Annotated in this window: 19 protein-coding genes; 13 read left to right on the top strand and 6 right to left on the bottom strand. The window is 44.9% G+C overall.

Translation table 11 applies throughout. The annotated features are described in order from the left end of the window. A partial coding sequence (locus IV71_RS01825; RefSeq protein WP_162258589.1) for an LPXTG cell wall anchor domain-containing protein occupies nucleotides 1-265 on the top strand: 265 nt, incomplete at its 5' end. A gap of 588 nt (nucleotides 266-853) precedes the next feature. On the opposite strand, the gene IV71_RS01820 is transcribed toward IV71_RS01825, so the two are convergent. Beyond that, nucleotides 854-1,147, bottom strand: coding sequence for an IS30 family transposase (locus IV71_RS01820; protein ID WP_010690614.1), 294 nt, complete (start codon nucleotides 1,145-1,147; stop codon nucleotides 854-856). A gap of 280 nt (nucleotides 1,148-1,427) precedes the next feature. On the opposite strand from IV71_RS01820, the gene IV71_RS01815 reads away from it, so the two are divergent. After that, nucleotides 1,428-1,967, top strand: coding sequence for a GNAT family N-acetyltransferase (locus IV71_RS01815; protein WP_029489764.1), 540 nt, complete (start codon nucleotides 1,428-1,430; stop codon nucleotides 1,965-1,967). Between the two features lie 180 nt (nucleotides 1,968-2,147). On the opposite strand, the gene IV71_RS01810 is transcribed toward IV71_RS01815, so the two are convergent. Then, nucleotides 2,148-3,362: an IS110 family RNA-guided transposase gene (locus tag IV71_RS01810; protein WP_010690624.1), complete on the bottom strand. Its 1,215-nt coding sequence runs from the start codon at nucleotides 3,360-3,362 to the stop codon at nucleotides 2,148-2,150. Nucleotides 3,363-3,688: 326 nt separating this feature from the next. On the opposite strand from IV71_RS01810, the gene IV71_RS01800 reads away from it, so the two are divergent. The 3 genes from IV71_RS01800 (at nucleotide 3,689) to IV71_RS08545 (ending at nucleotide 4,993) form a co-directional block, all read left to right on the top strand. Next, a complete protein-coding gene (locus tag IV71_RS01800; protein ID WP_050790536.1) occupies nucleotides 3,689-4,129 on the top strand; it encodes a helix-turn-helix domain-containing protein in 441 nt (146 codons plus the stop codon). 47 nt (nucleotides 4,130-4,176) lie between these two features. Continuing rightward, nucleotides 4,177-4,596 carry an IS3 family transposase gene (locus tag IV71_RS07885; protein ID WP_158534681.1) on the top strand — a complete coding sequence of 140 codons (420 nt, stop codon included), beginning with the start codon at nucleotides 4,177-4,179 and terminating at the stop codon, nucleotides 4,594-4,596. Nucleotides 4,597-4,702: 106 nt separating this feature from the next. Next, nucleotides 4,703-4,993, top strand: a complete 291-nt coding sequence (locus IV71_RS08545) for an integrase core domain-containing protein (protein WP_114636111.1) — start codon at nucleotides 4,703-4,705, stop codon at nucleotides 4,991-4,993. Between the two features lie 68 nt (nucleotides 4,994-5,061). Here the strand turns inward: IV71_RS08545 and IV71_RS01790 are convergent, their stop codons facing one another. Then, nucleotides 5,062-5,448: a ribonuclease HI family protein gene (locus tag IV71_RS01790; protein ID WP_010690627.1), complete on the bottom strand. Its 387-nt coding sequence runs from the start codon at nucleotides 5,446-5,448 to the stop codon at nucleotides 5,062-5,064. Between the two features lie 95 nt (nucleotides 5,449-5,543). Here IV71_RS01790 and IV71_RS01785 point away from each other — a divergent pair, with 95 nt between their 5' ends. The 8 genes from IV71_RS01785 to IV71_RS01750 all read left to right on the top strand — a co-directional run bounded on the left by IV71_RS01785 (nucleotide 5,544) and on the right by IV71_RS01750 (nucleotide 14,971). Next, nucleotides 5,544-5,930 (top strand): EbsA family protein, encoded by a 387-nt coding sequence (locus IV71_RS01785; RefSeq protein WP_010690628.1) that lies wholly within the window; start codon nucleotides 5,544-5,546, stop codon nucleotides 5,928-5,930. Continuing rightward, nucleotides 5,923-6,843, top strand: coding sequence for an RluA family pseudouridine synthase (locus IV71_RS01780; protein WP_010690629.1), 921 nt, complete (start codon nucleotides 5,923-5,925; stop codon nucleotides 6,841-6,843). The genes IV71_RS01785 and IV71_RS01780 overlap by 8 nt, the downstream gene beginning before the upstream one ends. 24 nt (nucleotides 6,844-6,867) lie before the next feature. Next, a complete protein-coding gene (gene pyrR / locus IV71_RS01775; RefSeq protein WP_010690630.1) occupies nucleotides 6,868-7,395 on the top strand; it encodes a bifunctional pyr operon transcriptional regulator/uracil phosphoribosyltransferase PyrR in 528 nt (175 codons plus the stop codon). 44 nt (nucleotides 7,396-7,439) lie between these two features. Then, the gene (locus IV71_RS01770; RefSeq protein WP_010690631.1) at nucleotides 7,440-8,519 is read left to right on the top strand and encodes a carbamoyl phosphate synthase small subunit; all 1,080 of its coding nucleotides are present in this window, start codon (nucleotides 7,440-7,442) and stop codon (nucleotides 8,517-8,519) included. Beyond that, entirely contained in the window at nucleotides 8,500-11,019 is a 2,520-nt protein-coding gene (locus tag IV71_RS01765) for a carbamoyl phosphate synthase preATP-grasp domain-containing protein (protein ID WP_010690632.1), read from the top strand. Before IV71_RS01770 ends, IV71_RS01765 begins: the two co-directional genes overlap by 20 nt. Nucleotide 11,020: 1 nt before the next feature. Next, entirely contained in the window at nucleotides 11,021-11,308 is a 288-nt protein-coding gene (locus IV71_RS01760) for a DUF7671 family protein (RefSeq protein WP_010690633.1), read from the top strand. 116 nt (nucleotides 11,309-11,424) lie between these two features. Further along, nucleotides 11,425-12,603, top strand: coding sequence for a metallophosphoesterase family protein (locus IV71_RS01755; RefSeq protein WP_010690634.1), 1,179 nt, complete (start codon nucleotides 11,425-11,427; stop codon nucleotides 12,601-12,603). Then, nucleotides 12,593-14,971, top strand: a complete 2,379-nt coding sequence (locus IV71_RS01750) for an ATP-binding protein (protein WP_056994997.1) — start codon at nucleotides 12,593-12,595, stop codon at nucleotides 14,969-14,971. Before IV71_RS01755 ends, IV71_RS01750 begins: the two co-directional genes overlap by 11 nt. Nucleotides 14,972-15,019: 48 nt before the next feature. On the opposite strand, the gene IV71_RS01745 is transcribed toward IV71_RS01750, so the two are convergent. The 3 genes from IV71_RS01745 to IV71_RS01735 all read right to left on the bottom strand — a co-directional run bounded on the left by IV71_RS01745 (nucleotide 15,020) and on the right by IV71_RS01735 (nucleotide 16,624). Further along, nucleotides 15,020-15,916, bottom strand: a complete 897-nt coding sequence (locus IV71_RS01745; RefSeq protein WP_010690636.1) for a peptidylprolyl isomerase — start codon at nucleotides 15,914-15,916, stop codon at nucleotides 15,020-15,022. Between the two features lie 64 nt (nucleotides 15,917-15,980). Continuing rightward, complete coding sequence (locus IV71_RS01740) at nucleotides 15,981-16,196, bottom strand: hypothetical protein (protein WP_010690637.1); 216 nt, start codon at nucleotides 16,194-16,196, stop codon at nucleotides 15,981-15,983. Continuing rightward, complete coding sequence (locus IV71_RS01735) at nucleotides 16,196-16,624, bottom strand: HIT family protein (RefSeq protein ID WP_010690638.1); 429 nt, start codon at nucleotides 16,622-16,624, stop codon at nucleotides 16,196-16,198. Before IV71_RS01735 ends, IV71_RS01740 begins: the two co-directional genes overlap by 1 nt. Nucleotides 16,625-16,673: the final 49 nt, after the last annotated feature.

The following is a 16,673-nucleotide window of genomic DNA, read 5'->3' as shown; positions in this document are numbered from 1 at the left end:
AAGTGACTTGAACTTCACGGTCAAGTACACGAAGAACGCGCCAGCCGAATCAACGGATACAACAATTAAAAATAATCCATCACTGGTTTCCATTCCATCACACCAGGTTAGTCAACCAATGCACTCAACGAAGGAAAATACCTTACCAGAAACAGGTGAAACTGATAAATCAGGATCTGTACGTGTCTCTCTAATTAGTGGATTGTTTCTTTCTCTAATTGGCTTTGTTACTTTTGGTAAATTCAAGAAAAATAAGAGTGAATAAGTTGGTTATGCCATCATGCATTAATGCGCATGATGGATCAATAAAAAGCGTCTTCGTTACTTTTTAAGTAGCGGGGACGTTTTTTGTACGATTTTTTATCTTATCCAGCGAAATCTGCGCAATGCGCTTACCCCCAAAAAAAGAGGGCCATATGGGAACCTTTGATTTCGTTAGGGTCGTTACCCTATAAGGCTGATACGGGATAGGCGTGTACCCGTAAGGAGGGAGGCAGTAGAGTTCCGTCCAAACCACGTTCAAGGGTTGCCGTAGCATGTAACTGAGCAATGAATAAATGCTATGAGTTAGCTCGCCCAGCAAGTGATTGGCAAAGTAGTGGCTTTCAGGTTTAGCACCCTGAGAGGCTCTGAGAGGCGTTTTAAGCTCAGAGCGGAAGGCTAGATATAATCTTTAAATTGAAATTTTACCTATTTTAGAGACGCCAATGGGCAGCAGCTTTATGAAATGCTCGAGCTGATAACAATTGGACCATGAAATAACAATAATTATTGGGAATCAATTGAATTTTTTCAGAGTTGTTTGAATTAAGCTTGTAATCTGCTGATTTATTTTTCTGTCGGTAAAATAGACTTATGGAAATAAATGCATGGCAACTATTTCAGGCGACCAAGTCAGTCGAAGATGGTTTTCGATTAGGCGCTTTTTGTCAGGAGCCAGAGTCGATTTTCGTCCACACTGACCACGCTTTCTATCGGCATCTTTTTGTGCTAATTGGGCATTGTAGGGTTGAACACGATGGAGTTCATAGTGAATCGTTGATTTTGCAAAACCAAGAGTATCTGCAATCAATTGCATGGAATATCCTAATTTGTGTAATTTCTCAATTGCACCACGGTCATAAGAAGATAAAATTGAATAGCTCAAATAATTTCTCCTTTTGGTTGGTCTAAGCAACTACCATTGTAAAGAAATTCTTTTGGTTTTTATTTTAAATTTTATCGTTCGGATTAATTATAGAATTTGCCAATTGAAAGAAAATTCCGAACGCATTTAGGTGTTGTGAAGGTTTCTTTCTTATTGTCAGGTATTTTAATAATATCTCTGGAATAACAGTGGTGCATTCCGACTTGTAGTGCTATAATTGCTTTTTGTAATTGAGAAGAAAGGAGTCGCACACTGGAAAAATTCGGTGTGCTAATCAAATATGCCAGCAGTATACATGCGACGGGCCAAGGCTCGTGACATTGACGAAATTGTCGAGATTTTACAAACGGCCAAGAATTTCTTGAAAGAACAGGGACTTGACCAATGGCAGGGGGACTATCCCAATGCCGGCACGATTCAAATGGATTTAGATAAGCACCAAGCTTTTGTATTGATGGTTGGAAACCAAGTGGCTGGTTATGCTGCTGCCTTTGAAGGTGAGGATGCATTGTACACGGCTTTGGAAGATGGCTCGTGGCTGAAGGACGGACATGATTACGCTTCACTTCATCGTGTGGCCATGTCCGATAAATTCCGCGGACAACGCTTGACTCCTCGCTTTATCACTGCACTGATTTCATATTTCTATGCGCAGGGAGCACGCGATTTCCGGATTGATACGCATCCAGGAAATCTTCCCATGCAAAAAGTCATTGCGAATAACGGATTCGAACAACGTGGTACGGTTCATATGCAAGAGGCGCCACATATTTCGACCGCTCGTTGGGCATATCAACTGTTAATTGAAGATGACGAATAATTAAAAACACCTTGGATTTTTGACGTATACCCCGAAAGCTACTTTAACTTTCGGGGTATTTTTTCTACCAGAAGTCAAGCCTATCAAGGAATTTGGCTTTTTTTCTTTTGATTCACTACCTTAATTTAGGCACACTTAAATAAGCTATCACCTTTGCAATCTTTTTGAAAAATGATAAACTTAAATTGTTGAGTTTCTTGATGCTATTTCATAGTCATAGAGTTGATTATGTAGCACCAAATAGTGCAATGTTCTTATTAGGCGAGACATCGCACCAATGGCAATCTTCTTGGTCCCACGGCCATCCGAAGATTGCTTTTTCTTTTGGTACCAATCGTTGATGTGGTTGGGATGGCCGTATGTCGCTGTACTAGCCTTATTGCCAATCGCCTTGAACAACACTTTACGGGCAATGTGATTACCACGTTTTGTAATAAAACCAGAACTGTGGTATTGTCCAGAATCATTAAACCTTAAATCGATGCCAATAAAGGCATTCAACTTATTACTTGTTTGAAAGCGTGTGATGTCACCTAATTCTGCGATTAGAGAGACAACCGTTTTGTCTGACAATCCTGGAATACTCATGTAAATCTCAAATTCCGGAAGACCACGGCTCTGATTGATCATTTCATTCAGAACAGCATCTTTTTCCTGCATCAATGCTACTAATTGTGAAGAATAGTACCGTACTTGATAAACAGTGTGTGAATGCATTGTCACAGCTGGAGCGGCCTGGCTTGCCAGACTGACTAATCTCTTGGTGATCCGTTCGAGTCTTATTTGTCTAATATGTCGTGAACAACAGGACTGAATCGTGTCTTCTAAGCTTTGCAATTCATGCTGAGCATAACTAGCGTGAGGAAATGCCTGTAGTATCTCAAGAAATTGTTGGCTATCGGTCGTTGAAAAAAGTTCTTCAATTTCAGGAAAAGTCAACTGCAAAACACGGTGTAAGCGATTTTTAATCGTAACGATGTCATGGGTTAATTGTTGGTAAAAAAGACTCATATCTTGTAGTTCTATATAGATTGGATTCTGAACATAAGACTTTGGCCGGTCCAAGATAAATTGTGTTAACGCCAAATTCTTAGCATCGTTCGGATCGTTCTTATTGGGACGCAGTTGGTCGAGTTCCTTTTTAGCAGCCGATGGATTTAGAAAACGATAGGAATAGTGATGGCTATCCAGGAAATGTTTCAATCTTCTTGAGTAAATACCTGTTGCCTCAAAGACAATATCTGGAAATTCATTGAACTGCTGGATAGATGTTTTTAAACGATTGAAGCCAAAAACATTATGTTCAATTTTGTAAGTTTCGACAATTTCTTGATCAACAGCCACAGCGACTTGGCTAGTTGATTTGGAAACGTCAATTCCAATGACATGGTGCATGTATGCACCTCCTTTAGTTTTTGAAACTTCCCACTGACAGACAACATCATTTAATTTTCTATACCCGGCGTCAAGCGTCTAACTTACTAAGAACAAATTGCATGGTGCTACCAGTGAAACGGCCATTTTTTTGAATGGCATCAAGTGCCCAAATAACCTGCGACCTAAGTTTCACTACCAATTTAGGCGTTAACCTAAAAAGGTGCAAATCATTTCCGTCGAAATGATTTGCACCTTTAATGTTAGTAAGTTTTATGACTAAAATTTCTAAAGAAACTAAAATTAAAGCAATCAATGAATTTCTATTTCGTAAAAGAAGCGTCTCGATGACCAACATTGCTCATAAATATGGTATTAGTAAGCGTAGCTTTCAAATTATGTTTTCCGTTTATCAGCGGCACGGACCAACCATCTTTACGAATCCTCCAAAAATCACAGTCGATTTCCGGATTCAATTAGTTCTTTGGATGATTCAAAGTCAAGCCTCTTACACTGAAACAGCGATTCAATTCGGTTATCTCAGTGTTGCTCAGATGTATCAATGGCGAAAAATCTATTTACAGCAGGGTCCTGATGGGTTAAGGTCGATAGAAAAAGGTAGACCTTCCATGACTAAAAAGAAACAGATTAAAGCCGCTAAAAAGTCACTTAAAACAAAGAACAAAGATCGTATTGCCGAGCTTGAAGAACGTGTTCAAGAACTTGAAATCAAAAATGCCCTTTTAAAAGAATTGGCCTCGATGAAGAAGGGTGGGCTCCTAAAGTAGTCGCACAAGCGATTCTCCGACTCGAGGCGATTTATAAGCAAAGTCTTTTGATCCGTTATGCACCAATTCGTCCAGCAACTTTCTATTACTGGCGCCGTCGCCTCCTTGAGGAAGATCCCGATAAAGCAATTAAAGATGCCATTCGCAAGCTTTCAGAAAAAAATCCGTACTACGGTGTGCTTCGCATTCACACAGCCTTACGACGGATTCCTGGGTTCGAAAAGGTCAACCATAAGCGAGTCCAGCGCTTCATGCATATCAGGGGCATTCAAGCGGAAGGCTATGGTCAAAAGACTCGGAAATATAATTCTTATCCAGGTCCAAATGGACAGTCAGTTAAGAATCGTCTACGTCGTCGTTTTCCAGCCGATCGTCGTTTTCAAAAATTAGTGAGTGACGTGACCGAATTTAAGGTACCAGAAACTGGACAAAAACTCTATTTAGAACCCATTATGGATCTTTTATAATCGAGAAATTGTTTCTTATTCGTTATCTTCCAAACCAACCTTAGCCTTAGCCTTGCAGACCGTTCAGAAACTTTTACCTAAGCTTCCAAGACGCAACTAACAGACCATTTTACACACCGATCAAGTATGGCAATATCGTCATCGAACTTGGCAGAGGACTTTATTACAGAATGGAATAAAACCAAGCATGTCTAGAAAGGCTACTGCTCTTGATAACGCCGTCATTGAAAGCTTCTTTAACAAAGAAAAGACGGAAATTGGCCCGCTAAAACAGTACAAAAGTCGCACAAAACTCACAAAAAAGATTCGGTGGTTCATCCACGATTACAATACAAATCGTATCCAAATAAAACTAAGCGGCCAGTCGCCGATAGCATATCGACAACTAGCCGCTTAGAGAACGAGTAACTATTTACTTTAGTTTTTGGGGTATACGTCATTTGCTCCATGGCATTTTTTGTAAGTTCACTTATTTAAACTTTGCCAGGCTAATTGATGGGGGCCTTTGTTTTCAGCGTCTTTTACCCAGACGAAGAAAGTCAGTTCTGGATTTGGTAGGAGTGCAAGAATTTGATCAACATATTCTTGGAAATGCTTGGCGTAGCCCTTTTGTAGGGATGAGGCCAGAATTTTAGAGTCAGATTGGATTTCGACTAGTTGTTTTGCATCTAATTCCTTTTGCACCTGTGTTAGTCCCCAAATTAGCGCCTGAAATTCAGCTTCGTGATTATCCCGGCAAGGTTCTAACCGACCACTCATTTGTGCTTGCTTTCTATCTTTAACAAAGACAATTCCAGCTGCTGTTTCCTGGCTACTTGGTCGGTAAGCAGCGTCTGTTTGAATTTGAATCACCCTATTGTCTCCTTTTTATCTACCAGTCTTACAATAACAGAAACGATAATAAAATGGTAAAATAGGGAGAGTTAATTTCAATCGAAGGAGTCGCCATGGCTAAATTGAAAATACATTACCAACCAACAAGTGACTGGTCGAAAATCAGCTGGTTACTCTGGGCCTGCGTACTCTTAGTTAGTCCTATTTGGGCTTCAGAACTCTTTTATTCAGTCAATGTCATTTGGGCGCTGTACACAGTCATCGTTTTAGCTATTATTCTGATTCGACTTTGCTGTCGTTTTCTGGTTTTTTCAAAGCAATCCCTCGTCATTTATCGAGTACTTTTTTGGAAAAAAAGTCGAATTAATCTAACGGATTCAACCGTCAAGTTATCGGTTGAGGGACGAATTCTCGTTATCAACCAAGCAGAAGAAAAAGAAGTGCGACTTTTCCTTAGCAAGAAGGGCAGCCGACTTTTAGAGGAACAAATCAATGCCTAAAACAACAGAGTTAACGATTAACGATGGCGGAAAACGAATCGATGCTGCATTAGCAAGTGCAGGCCTCGAGCATTCACGTTCAACACTGGCTAGCTGGATTAAGGACGGACAGGTCTTAGTGAATGATCAGCCGGTTAAGAGTTCTTATAAAGTAAAAAGCGGTGATAAAGTTCGCATTACGGTACCGGATACTAAGTCCGTTGCGATTCAGCCAGAAAACATTCCGTTGGATATTGTCTATGAAGATGACGATTTGCTTGTTGTCAATAAGAAACAGGGAATGGTTGTGCACCCCGCCGCAGGACATGCCGGTGGCACGCTGGTGAACGCTCTGTTATTTCACGCTCCGTTGTCAAGCATTAACGGTGAGTTCCGTCCTGGCATTGTTCATCGAATTGATCGAGACACTTCTGGCCTCTTGATGGTTGCTAAAAACGACCGTGCCCACCAAGCCCTGGCCGCTGAATTGAAGGCCCATAAGACTGAGCGTTACTACTACGCCTTGGTGAAGGGCGAATTTAAGGAAGACCATGGAACGGTGGATGCGCCAGTTGGTCGTCACCCAAAGGATCGTAAGAAGCAGGCAGTGGTTGCCGGTGGGCGCGAAGCCGTTACCCACTTTGAAGTGCTTGAACGTTTCCATGGTTATACACTCCTCCGATTGGCTTTAGAAACAGGACGAACTCATCAAATTCGTGTTCATATGCAGTACATTGGGCATCCAGTGGTTGGGGATGCAACGTACGGCCACCAGCAAGAACTATTGGGAATTTCCTTAAAGGGACAATTACTCCATGCAAAAACCTTGGTGTTGACACAACCAACAACGGGCGAAAAAATGACTTTTGATTCGCCACTACCATCGTCCTTCGAACGAGTATTAAAGGCTTTAAAAGAAGAACAAAAATTGTAAGTATACATATATGAGGAGTAACAAATGGCAAATAAAATTGTACTTGACCAGGCGTCCATGCAACGGGCATTAACGCGAATTACGTATGAAATCTTGGAACACAATAAGGGCGGTCAAAATTTAATTTTGGTTGGTGTGAAGACACGTGGTGAATATTTGGCCCACCGAATTGCCGACCGCTTGGAGCAATTGGAAGGTGTTCAGATTCCCGTAATGGCAATCGATATTTCGGATTATCGTGACGATCGTTTGGGCCAACATACGAAGCTTGGCTTGGATGAAGACGACCGGGTGAACATTATCGATCAAAACATTGTCTTAGTTGATGATGTTTTGTTCACGGGCCGGACAACTCGTGCGGCGTTGGATGCCCTGATTCAAATCGGCCGGCCAAAGACCATTTCGCTCGCTGTTTTGATTGACCGTGGGCACCGTGAACTGCCGATTCGGGCTGACTTTGTTGGGAAAAACATTCCAACTGCTCAAAACGAAAAGATTCAAGTTCACGTGAAAGAAATCGATGGAACAGACGAAGTGGAGATTGTCCACTAAGCATCCTGTTTTTTCGTACGAAGTTACTCGAATAGGAGGGTTCCATGGAGCGGCACCTGATTTTAGAAGATGGTACAGTTTTTTCAGGCGAGGGATTTGGTGCGCCAGCAACGACTTTTGGCGAAGTTATCTTTGATACGGCCACGTCTGGCTATCAAGAAACCATCACAAATCCCATTTATGACGGGCAGATGATTGTTTTTGCCATGCCTGTAGTTGGTGCTGATGGTATCCATGCTGAGGCCTATGAATCCATTAGTCCTAAAATTCGAGGGATGATTGTGCACGACCTCGCAGAGGTCTCCACAAACCGGCAGCGGCGAATGAATTTGGACCGTTTTTTGAAACAGTACAATATTCCCGGCCTTTACCAGGTCGATACCCGAAAGTTAATTCGCCACTTGCGTGAAACGGGTTCTCAAAAAGCAACCATTGTTGATGTGGTGGATGACCATGCCCGTGACCAATTGCAGGCAACGGTCTTAACGAATAAACAGGTTCAGAATACGGCGACCGACAAGGCTTATTCGAATCCGGGTCGCGGGTTCCACATTATCGTCATCGACTTTGGACTGAAGAACGGTATTTTACGTGTTCTTGGGGACTACGATGCGAATGTAACGGTATTACCCTATACAACTTCGGTTGACGAGGTACTGACCCTAGATCCCGATGGCATTATTTTGTCGACGGGACCTGGAAACCCAGAGGATTTACCAGAATCCGTACTCACTTTGATTCGGGTTTTGCAAAGTAAGGTGCCCATGCTCGGTATTGGACTGGGGCACGAACTCTTCGCCTTGGCCAACCATTCGGCATTGACGGTTTTGCCAGCCGAATACCACGGGATGAACCACCCAATTCAGGAAATTATTTCACAGGAAATTTTCTATGCCCGGCAGGGGCGTGGTTATGTGGTTGATCCTGAGATGTTAGACAGTAAGCGTCTCTTTGTCACGCATCGTGACTTGGTTGACCAGTCAATCCAGGGACTTCGTCACCGTGACTTTCCCGCTTTTTCGGTACAGTTTTTCCCAGATGGGGCTCCGGGCCCACTCGAAGCGAAACGTGTTTTTGCGGACTTTTTCGAAACGGTAGTAGACTATGTACAAAAGAACAACTGATGAAAATTTAAAACGGATTCTCTTTCTTGGCTCCGGCGAGACTGACTTTGGCATGCAGGGCGAAAACGATGCGGCCATTTATCAAGTGCTGCCAATTCTAAAGTCGCAGGGTTACCGACTTTTTTTTGTGGATGATAATCCCTATTCTTTGGCCCTTGAATCGTCAGAAGCCGAAACCATCGTTGCGACGTTGACGGTGCAAAGTATCAAGTCAATTATTAAGGAAAAACAAATTGATGCTGTTTTTCCTGGCTTTGCTGGTTTACGTGGGTTACGCCTGTGGCATCAGGTGATTGCCGAATGGCGGGAAGAGGATGGTGCACGGCCAGTCGGTCTTGGTATTTCGGATAAGACCTTAGACCTGTTGAATGATTCGACGGCCCTCTTCGAGACACTTTCTGCGGCAGGACTGGCGATGCCAGAGGCAACCATCGTGCGTAGTCAGAGTGAGGCGAATGAGTTACTGCGTGATTTAGAACTACCGTTGCTTGTTCGTGCCCATAACCCAGCGCAGGGAACGACCAGGCGCATTGTGCGACGGCTGGATGATTTCGAAGAAGCCGTTAATCAAGTTCTTTCGCAGTCATTGACGAAAGAAGCCGTGATTTCGAAGGCGATTAACGGGCTAAAAGAAGTTTCGCTCCTTGTCTTACGTGATAAGGCGGGGAACTGCTTGCAAGTGGGGGCTTCTGAAGACATGGATCCGATTGGGATTCATACTGCGGATTCGCTTTCAGTTGCGCCAATTCTGACCATTTCGGACCAAATTGTGCAAGAAATGCGGGCGCAAGCCTTTCTGGTTGCTGACATTTTAAACGTGCAGGGACCGGTCCATGTACAGTTAGCGCTTAACGAACGGACGGGTCAACTGTATATTATTAAGGTGTCGCCATACCTGGATCAATTGAGTAACCGCATGGCCTTGATGACGGGTTATCCCGTCATGTTAGTGGCAGCACAACTAGCCACTGGTCGTCGGATCATGGATGTCGAGTTGCCAGCCGATTCCTACCATGAAAAGACGGCCATGATGGAACCGGTGATGGATCACATTGTGGTTAAATTACCCGTTTTTTCGTTTGGTGATTTGAAAGCATCCGGCATCCACGTGAACCGTCAATTAAACTCAATTCAAAAGTCTGTCGGTTCAGCTTTGGGATTCGGTCGGACTTTCATTGAAGCGATGGAAAAAGCCATTCGGGCTGCTCACTTTAACAACCGCTCTTTTTCGCCGAAGTACATGAAGAACGTTTCGGACGATGAAATGATTCAGCAGTTGATTCACCCCCATGATAACCGAGTGCTTCTGCTCTTAGAGGCTTTGCGTCGTGGTTACGAAGTCGATGAATTGGCTGAGTTAACGAAGATTGATGAGTTTTACTTCTACCAACTGAAGCAGTTACTGGTGACCGAGGAACGAATCTTAGACAGTGGTCCTAGCCATGAACAGTTAGCGGAGGCGAAGCAGTCTGGTTTGTCTGACGGGTTGCTGGCTCGCTTTTGGAATAGTAATTTGCAAAACATCCGAACGCTAGCAAAGGAAGCTGGTGTCATTCCAACCTATAAGGCGCTGGAACCTTCAGCAGGTGAATTTCCCGAAAACGCTCACCAGTTTTTCGCGACTTTTGAAGAGGAAAATGAATCGGTTGCGGTTTCAAACCATACCATTCTCTTAGTCGGATCAGGGGCCTTTCGGATGGGTGATGGCGCAGCGGCTGGTTATGTGACCTCGGTCGCTCTTTCAGAATTGCGGAAGTTGGGCTACCACACAGTGATTATGAACAATAACGCTGCCGATGCCTCCTTATTGCCGCATTTGTCGGATAAACAGTATTTGGAACCACTGGAAACATCGGATGTCATGGCGGTCGTTGATCAGGAAAAGCCTGAGGCAATTTTAGTACCGGGTAATCGCCGAAAGTTGATTGCTTCATTACTGGCTCTCGGGCAGCGGGTGATTGTGTTACCAAAGGAGAAGCATCAACCGTTCGGTCCAGAAGCGGATGAATCCGAATTTGCCTTGAACCTGTTTTACGACGGGCAGCGGGCCTATCCGTTGGTTTTGACGCAGCACCAAGCTGGTGAAATTCGTCTGGTTGATCAAGATATTTCTGGAACTGATTTAGCGGGCATTCATTTAGACCATTCGGGTGTTTACCAGTTGATTTGGCGGAAAAAGGGCCTGAACTGGGTAAAGCACGTTGACTTACCAGACTTTTCCGTTGATAGTTGGCTGCGACCAATGCCATTTGGCCAAATCGCCTTTCTATCGAAGCTGCTAAAAATTTCCTTAATTCGGTTGGTTGTTCGATCCTGGAAGGGAGGACTAACCGAAAATGATCTAGGAGCACTGGTGGCGCACATGCCTGATCTAAGAGGGTCTGACTTTGCCATGGTTTCTGATCGAACCGACTTTCACTTGCATCTACAGCCTGACGCGCCAATCGACTCGACGCGTTTCGAAATGGGGGCGAAGATTGTTCGCCTGCAGGAGGACTAGCATGGCAAAGGGCAAGTATGAAACGGTTATCTTGACTGGGTGTTTGCTGGAGGAAGATGCTTCTGGGCACCTCTTGGTTAAAGACCGGCAGCAGGAACACGATTGGCGGATTGGTAAGCATACCAAAGGTCAGTTACTTGGTCCTGGACAAATCTTTTTAACGGAAAAGAATCAGAAGGTTTTGTTGACGAGGGTGACGCCGCTATCCTTTAAAGATCGGCATGACTTTCAGCCTATCGGTCGTTTTACAAAGGAAGTTCAGCATGACCTGTTGGCCGATTATCATTAGATAAAAAAGTCTCAGCATAAGCTGAGACTTTTTTTGTTCAGAATGCTTTGGAAAGTAAGAGTCGTTTTGTATAATGGTTATACGAACATCTGTTTGCTGAATTAAAGGAGCTTTAAATGCTATCGTTTATCCACGCCGGCGACGTTCACCTGGGCAACCCTTTCAAGGGCTTGTCTCGGCAACTACCGGAAAAATTTCAAAAAGAGATTCAGGAAGCGTCGTTTATCGCCTTTCAAGGACTCATCGATTTAGCAGTAACCGAAAAAGTGGATTTTGTTTTGTTTCCTGGCGACTTATTGAACGGAAGTGGCGTTTCTGCTCGAGTTCAAGCCACGCTCATGTCGGGATTTCGCCAGTTAAAAGAGGCGGGGATTACAGCCATCGTTTCTTTTGGCAATCATGATTACCAGGCTTTTGACAGTCAGCCAAGGTTTTGGCCTGAAAACGTTCTTGTCTTTGATCACGCCGTTCAAGAAAAAGTTTTGACCAGTCGCTCTGGTGAACGCGTGGCGTTCACCGGATTTTCCTATGCCGACCGTTCGGAACGGCGACAGCGTCTGGCTGATTTTCCAAGCCGAAATCCAAATGTTGACTACGAAATTGGTTTGTACCACGGTTCGGTGGGCAAGCTGGGGGATGACTATGCCGCGTTTTCGGTCGATGAAATGCTCGCAAAAAACTACGACTATTGGGCCCTAGGGCACATTCACCAACGGGCAACGCTACATGAACAGCCCACTATCGCTTATTCAGGAAATTTGCAGGGGCTGAATCGAACGGAAGTAGGAGCAAAAGGGGTCCTACTGGTGCAGTCGGGTTCGCATGGTTTGGTCGAACGGTTTATTGATTTGGCACCTGTTCGCTTTGAAGCGTTGACGCTAACCAACGTGGCTGACCCGCTGGCTGTCGTGGATGCGTTGCTTCAGTCGAATTATTCCTTGCCGACTTTTTTGACGTTAACCATCGACGGACCACTTCAACCAGCATTGCGTCAGGCCTATGATGAGGGACACTTGCTAGAAGTGATTCAGCAATCCTTACCAAAGTCGAGCAATGTTTGGCCAATCGAACTGACGGTGCAAGAGCAAAAGACCGTAGTGGATGCTTTGTCAGCGACTCATGATTTTTCGACCGCCATTGAGGCGGTCATTCAAGAGGGAGTAGGGGCTAAAAAGCTTTCAGACGACGTTCCCCTAGTTGTTCGGGAATACTTAAATCAGCCGGAGGGTCAGGTGGCCCTGCGAAAATCATTGGAACAACTCTTTTCGGAACGGAGGTCAAGTGATGAAGATTGAGGAAATCCATATCGTTGGCTTTGGCAAATGGACGGATGTGACCTTCCGCTTTTCCAATGACTTTCAGATTATCGCCGGGCCTAACGAAGCCGGAAAAACCAGTCTAAAGGCTTTCATTATCGGTGTTTTCTTTGGCTTTCCGCGGGGACGAAGAGCGGATCAGCAGCTTTATGAACCTCGTTCTGGTGCCCGGTATGGGGGGCGGGTAACGATTGCAACCCAGAAAGGTCGCTTTTCCATCGAGCGCCTTGACCGTACGCAGTCAATGCTTACGGTTCGCTCGCTGGACTCCGGTTTAACAATGCCAGATCCCGAAAAGTGGCTACAGCGACTTTTTGCACCCCTCACTGAAAAAGACTACCGTCATATTTTTTCCTTTGATGAAGCCGAACTCGACCAAGTGACGAATCTGACAGGTGATGATTTTGAGCAGGCGTTACTGACCTATGCGAAGCCACAGACTCAGCAATTTTTATCCTGGGCTGATCAACATCATCAATTGGGGCAACAACAATTTGCGCAAGGTAAAAACGGGAAGCGGCCACTTAACATGGCGAACAAGGCCTACCGGGCCTTACAGGAAAAACAGGCGCTCGCTAGCCAACAGGAGGGACAATACCAGAATTTGCTAGCCAAGCGGCTCGAATTAGAGGCGACGTTAGCGCAATTAACTGATGAGGAAACAAAGCTGCAAGAAGCACTGCATGATAAGCAAAGTGAATTGGCTGATTGGTCCCTCTACCAGGACGTGTCAACAAAGAAAAACGCATCAAAGGAATTGGTTGAATTGCCGGACGAAAATCGTCGACAAGCCATCCAGGAACTGGAACAGGAAAAGCGTTGGCTGGAGAAGAAAGCACAGAAACAGCAAGAGGCCTTGACGTCAATTCAACAGGAGTTGAGTGACCAAAACCAAGTGCCTCCTTCTGAAAGTGTGATTCGAGATACCATGGCTTCCTTGGCTGCTTACCAAAGTGAGGAAGAGCGGATTGTTCAGGCAATTGCCCACGCAGGGCATGGCTTTACCCGTGGCCTGCCACAGCCTTTGAATCAAACAGAAGAAAAATTGTTACAAAAAAGTGCGAGACTACCTTGGACCGTTGCATTCCTTCTTCTTGGCGCTAGCTTGCTGGCAGCTTTGTTATTGCCGGGCCTTGAAGCAGGCCTTTTGTTGGTAGTTTCCCTTGCCCTACTGGGCTTTTTCTGGCAGCAAAAGTCTAAGAAGAGGGCACTTCTGGATCGTTTTGCTCCGCTCAATCAGGCGGCGATATTGGCTTATCAAGACCGATTACGAACAATCTATCGGGAGCAAAGTCAGCTTCCCTTGATTGACAAACAGCGTCAGCAGGCCTTACAAGCATTAAAGAAAGCCCTTCTGCAATCCGGCCGATTGGATGAAGCGACCTTGGCCGCTTGGTCTGATGACCAAGTTCAAGACTGGGTCAAAGAAGAGCTTCTCGATTGTCGTCACACGGGCAAAACGGGATTGAACCATCGTTTGCAAGAGGCCCTCAGGCAGCAAGCGGCCATTGCTAAGCAAAAAGAGCAACTGGCCGAACGTCTTCAGGAACAGTTGGCGCCCTATGGGTTGGCAAACATTGACGACTTTTATGAACGCATCAACCAGCAGCAGAAGCAGGAGCAATTGCTTGTAGCGCAACGAATGGCTACCAAGCAGTTGGGTCAGGGGCGCTTGGCGACGTTTTCAAAATTAGTCGACACGCTTGGTCAAGAAAACGTAGCCAATCATTTGCAGGCCCAACTTGGCGAGTACCAGAACAAGTTAGCCAGCCTACGTCAATCCAAAAACCAACAGCAACAGCTGATTGCGGACGTGAGCGCGCAGTTAACACAGCTCGTTGAAAAGGGTAGTTTAACAAGCATTTCTCAGGAATTAGCGAATTTTGAAAGTGATCTAAAAGAGGATTATGTTCATTATCTTGCTCAGGTGCTGGCGGTTGACGTTGTCAAGCGAGCGTTTGTTGGAAAAGAAGATTCATTGGCCCACCAGGTTTTCGAACAGGCTGGTGCTTACTTAGCGCAATTAACAGAAGGCGCTTACCAGCGAATTCTGTTGAATGATGGTTCGATTAACGTGTTTGATTCGGCGGGGCAACTTTTTAGGGCAATCGAGCTATCCTCTGGAACAAGAGATTTGCTCTTCCTGGCGATTCGGCTTGCTCTTTCGACGAGTGTACACCGGGAGGAACCATTGCCACTTTTGATTGATGATGCCCTGGTTCATCTTGATCACCAGCGGCGACAGGCAGCACTGGTGTTATTGCAGGAGCTGGCGACCGAACAACAGGTATTGTTTTGGACTTTTGATGAAGGATTACTGGGACCGTCCGGGATTCGTCTCACTTAATTTAAAAGACAAAAAAACAGTGACTCGTAAGAGCCACTGTTTTTAATTTTAATTAGCGGTTAAATAACCCGTTAGTGCGGACTTTAAATCAGAATCTTTAATGTTGACGTTTGCCTTGTTCAGCAACTTGCCAATAATCTTCTTCATTTCGTCCTGGTTGTTCGTGTCATTGATAAAGTCGTTCGTGATCTTATCCTTCAACTTTGACTCGATTTTTGATTGCGCTGGCTTTTCAGCCATGGCATCGGTGCGAACCACGTAGAAAGTACCGTTGGTTCCCTTAACTGGCGAAGCTGAGTAAACACCGGCGTCCTGGTTAAAGGCGGCCTTGCGGATTTCGGAATCAACGTTGGTGTTGGTTGAATCAAAGGCAGCCATTTGACCAGTCCCTGAAACAGCTGAGTTAGCTTGCGAGTATTGCTTGTAGACGTCATCCCATGATTCGCCAGAGTCTAAGGCATCGATGGCCGCTTGAGCGGAATCCTCATCCTTTGCCGTAATCAAAGAGATGGTCGTGTCAGGTACGTAGTTATCGTAGGCTTCCTTCAGCTTGTCGGCTGAGATTTTATAGTTTGCCTTCACCGCAGCCTGCATGACTTGCTTTTCGCGCAGTGATTCCTTGTACTGCTTTTCAGTCATTCCTGCTTGTGAGAGGTATTGCTTAAATTTGCTGTCACCATATTGCGCACGGAGGGTGGCGTATTGTTTATCAACATCGGCAGTGGTGACTTCCTTGCCATACTTCTTGTCCAATACTTTGTTGATGACCATTTGTGCGAACACTTGGCGGCCGGCAGATGATTGCTTGACCTCGTCGTAGTAGTCAGCTTGGGTAATTTTTCCGTTATCGGTCGTGGCCAAAGTCTTTGAACCACTAACGGCTAGGTAGGTCACACCGGCAACAAAAATGACCAGTATGACCCCCCAAATAAATTTACGTCGCATGGATCGTGAATCCTTTCTTCTTTTATCTAATGGTTGTCATTTTACCATAGCAACAACCGAAAACTTAGCCCTTATACTTGGACAACTTATCATTGATGCGGGCAAGGGGAGCGGCGTTTTTGAAATTGTAACGGGCAACGTCGCGTTTAATGTCCTCGATATCCTGTTGGTTGGCTTGTAAATCTGCCTTCAGGACGTCGGCTTGTTGCTGCGCTTTTTTTCTTAACTGGTTAATCTCTTGGAGATGTTCAATCTTTTGTTTGATACGTTCAAAAGCCATTAAGATAGCTCCTTTTTGATTTTGTTGGCAATGTCTTCGTAACGGGCAGGCGTATATTCTGACGAATGGTCGATGGTTGGCACTAGCGTTTCGTTTAAATTGTCATCGTCGTAGCGCGGAATGAGGTGCCAGTGCGAGTGCATGACGGTTTGTCCAGCCGAAACCCCGTTGTTTGATGAGATGTTCATCCCGGTAATCTTGGGGTTTGTGGCTTTAATGGCCCGGGCTAGCTTTGGTAAAGTCAATAGGACTTTTTTGGCTGTTTCGTCATCGTAATCAAAAATGTTATCGACGTGCTTTTTTGGCACCAAGAGGGTGTGACCAGGCGTGACCTGTGAAATGTCTAGAAAAGCCAACACATCATCGTCCTCGTAAACTTTATAGGAAGGAATTTCACCTTGAATGATTTTGTCAAAAATATCTGCCATCTGCTGTGCTCCTTTATCGTTTTTCTACTAATATTATAGCAAAGCAGAC

The sequence above is a fragment of the Fructobacillus fructosus KCTC 3544 genome, assembly GCF_001438695.1.
GTDB lineage: Bacteria > Bacillota > Bacilli > Lactobacillales > Lactobacillaceae > Fructobacillus > Fructobacillus fructosus.
Note: the sequence above shows the minus strand (reverse complement) of the source record. Positions and strands in the feature narration are given on the sequence as shown.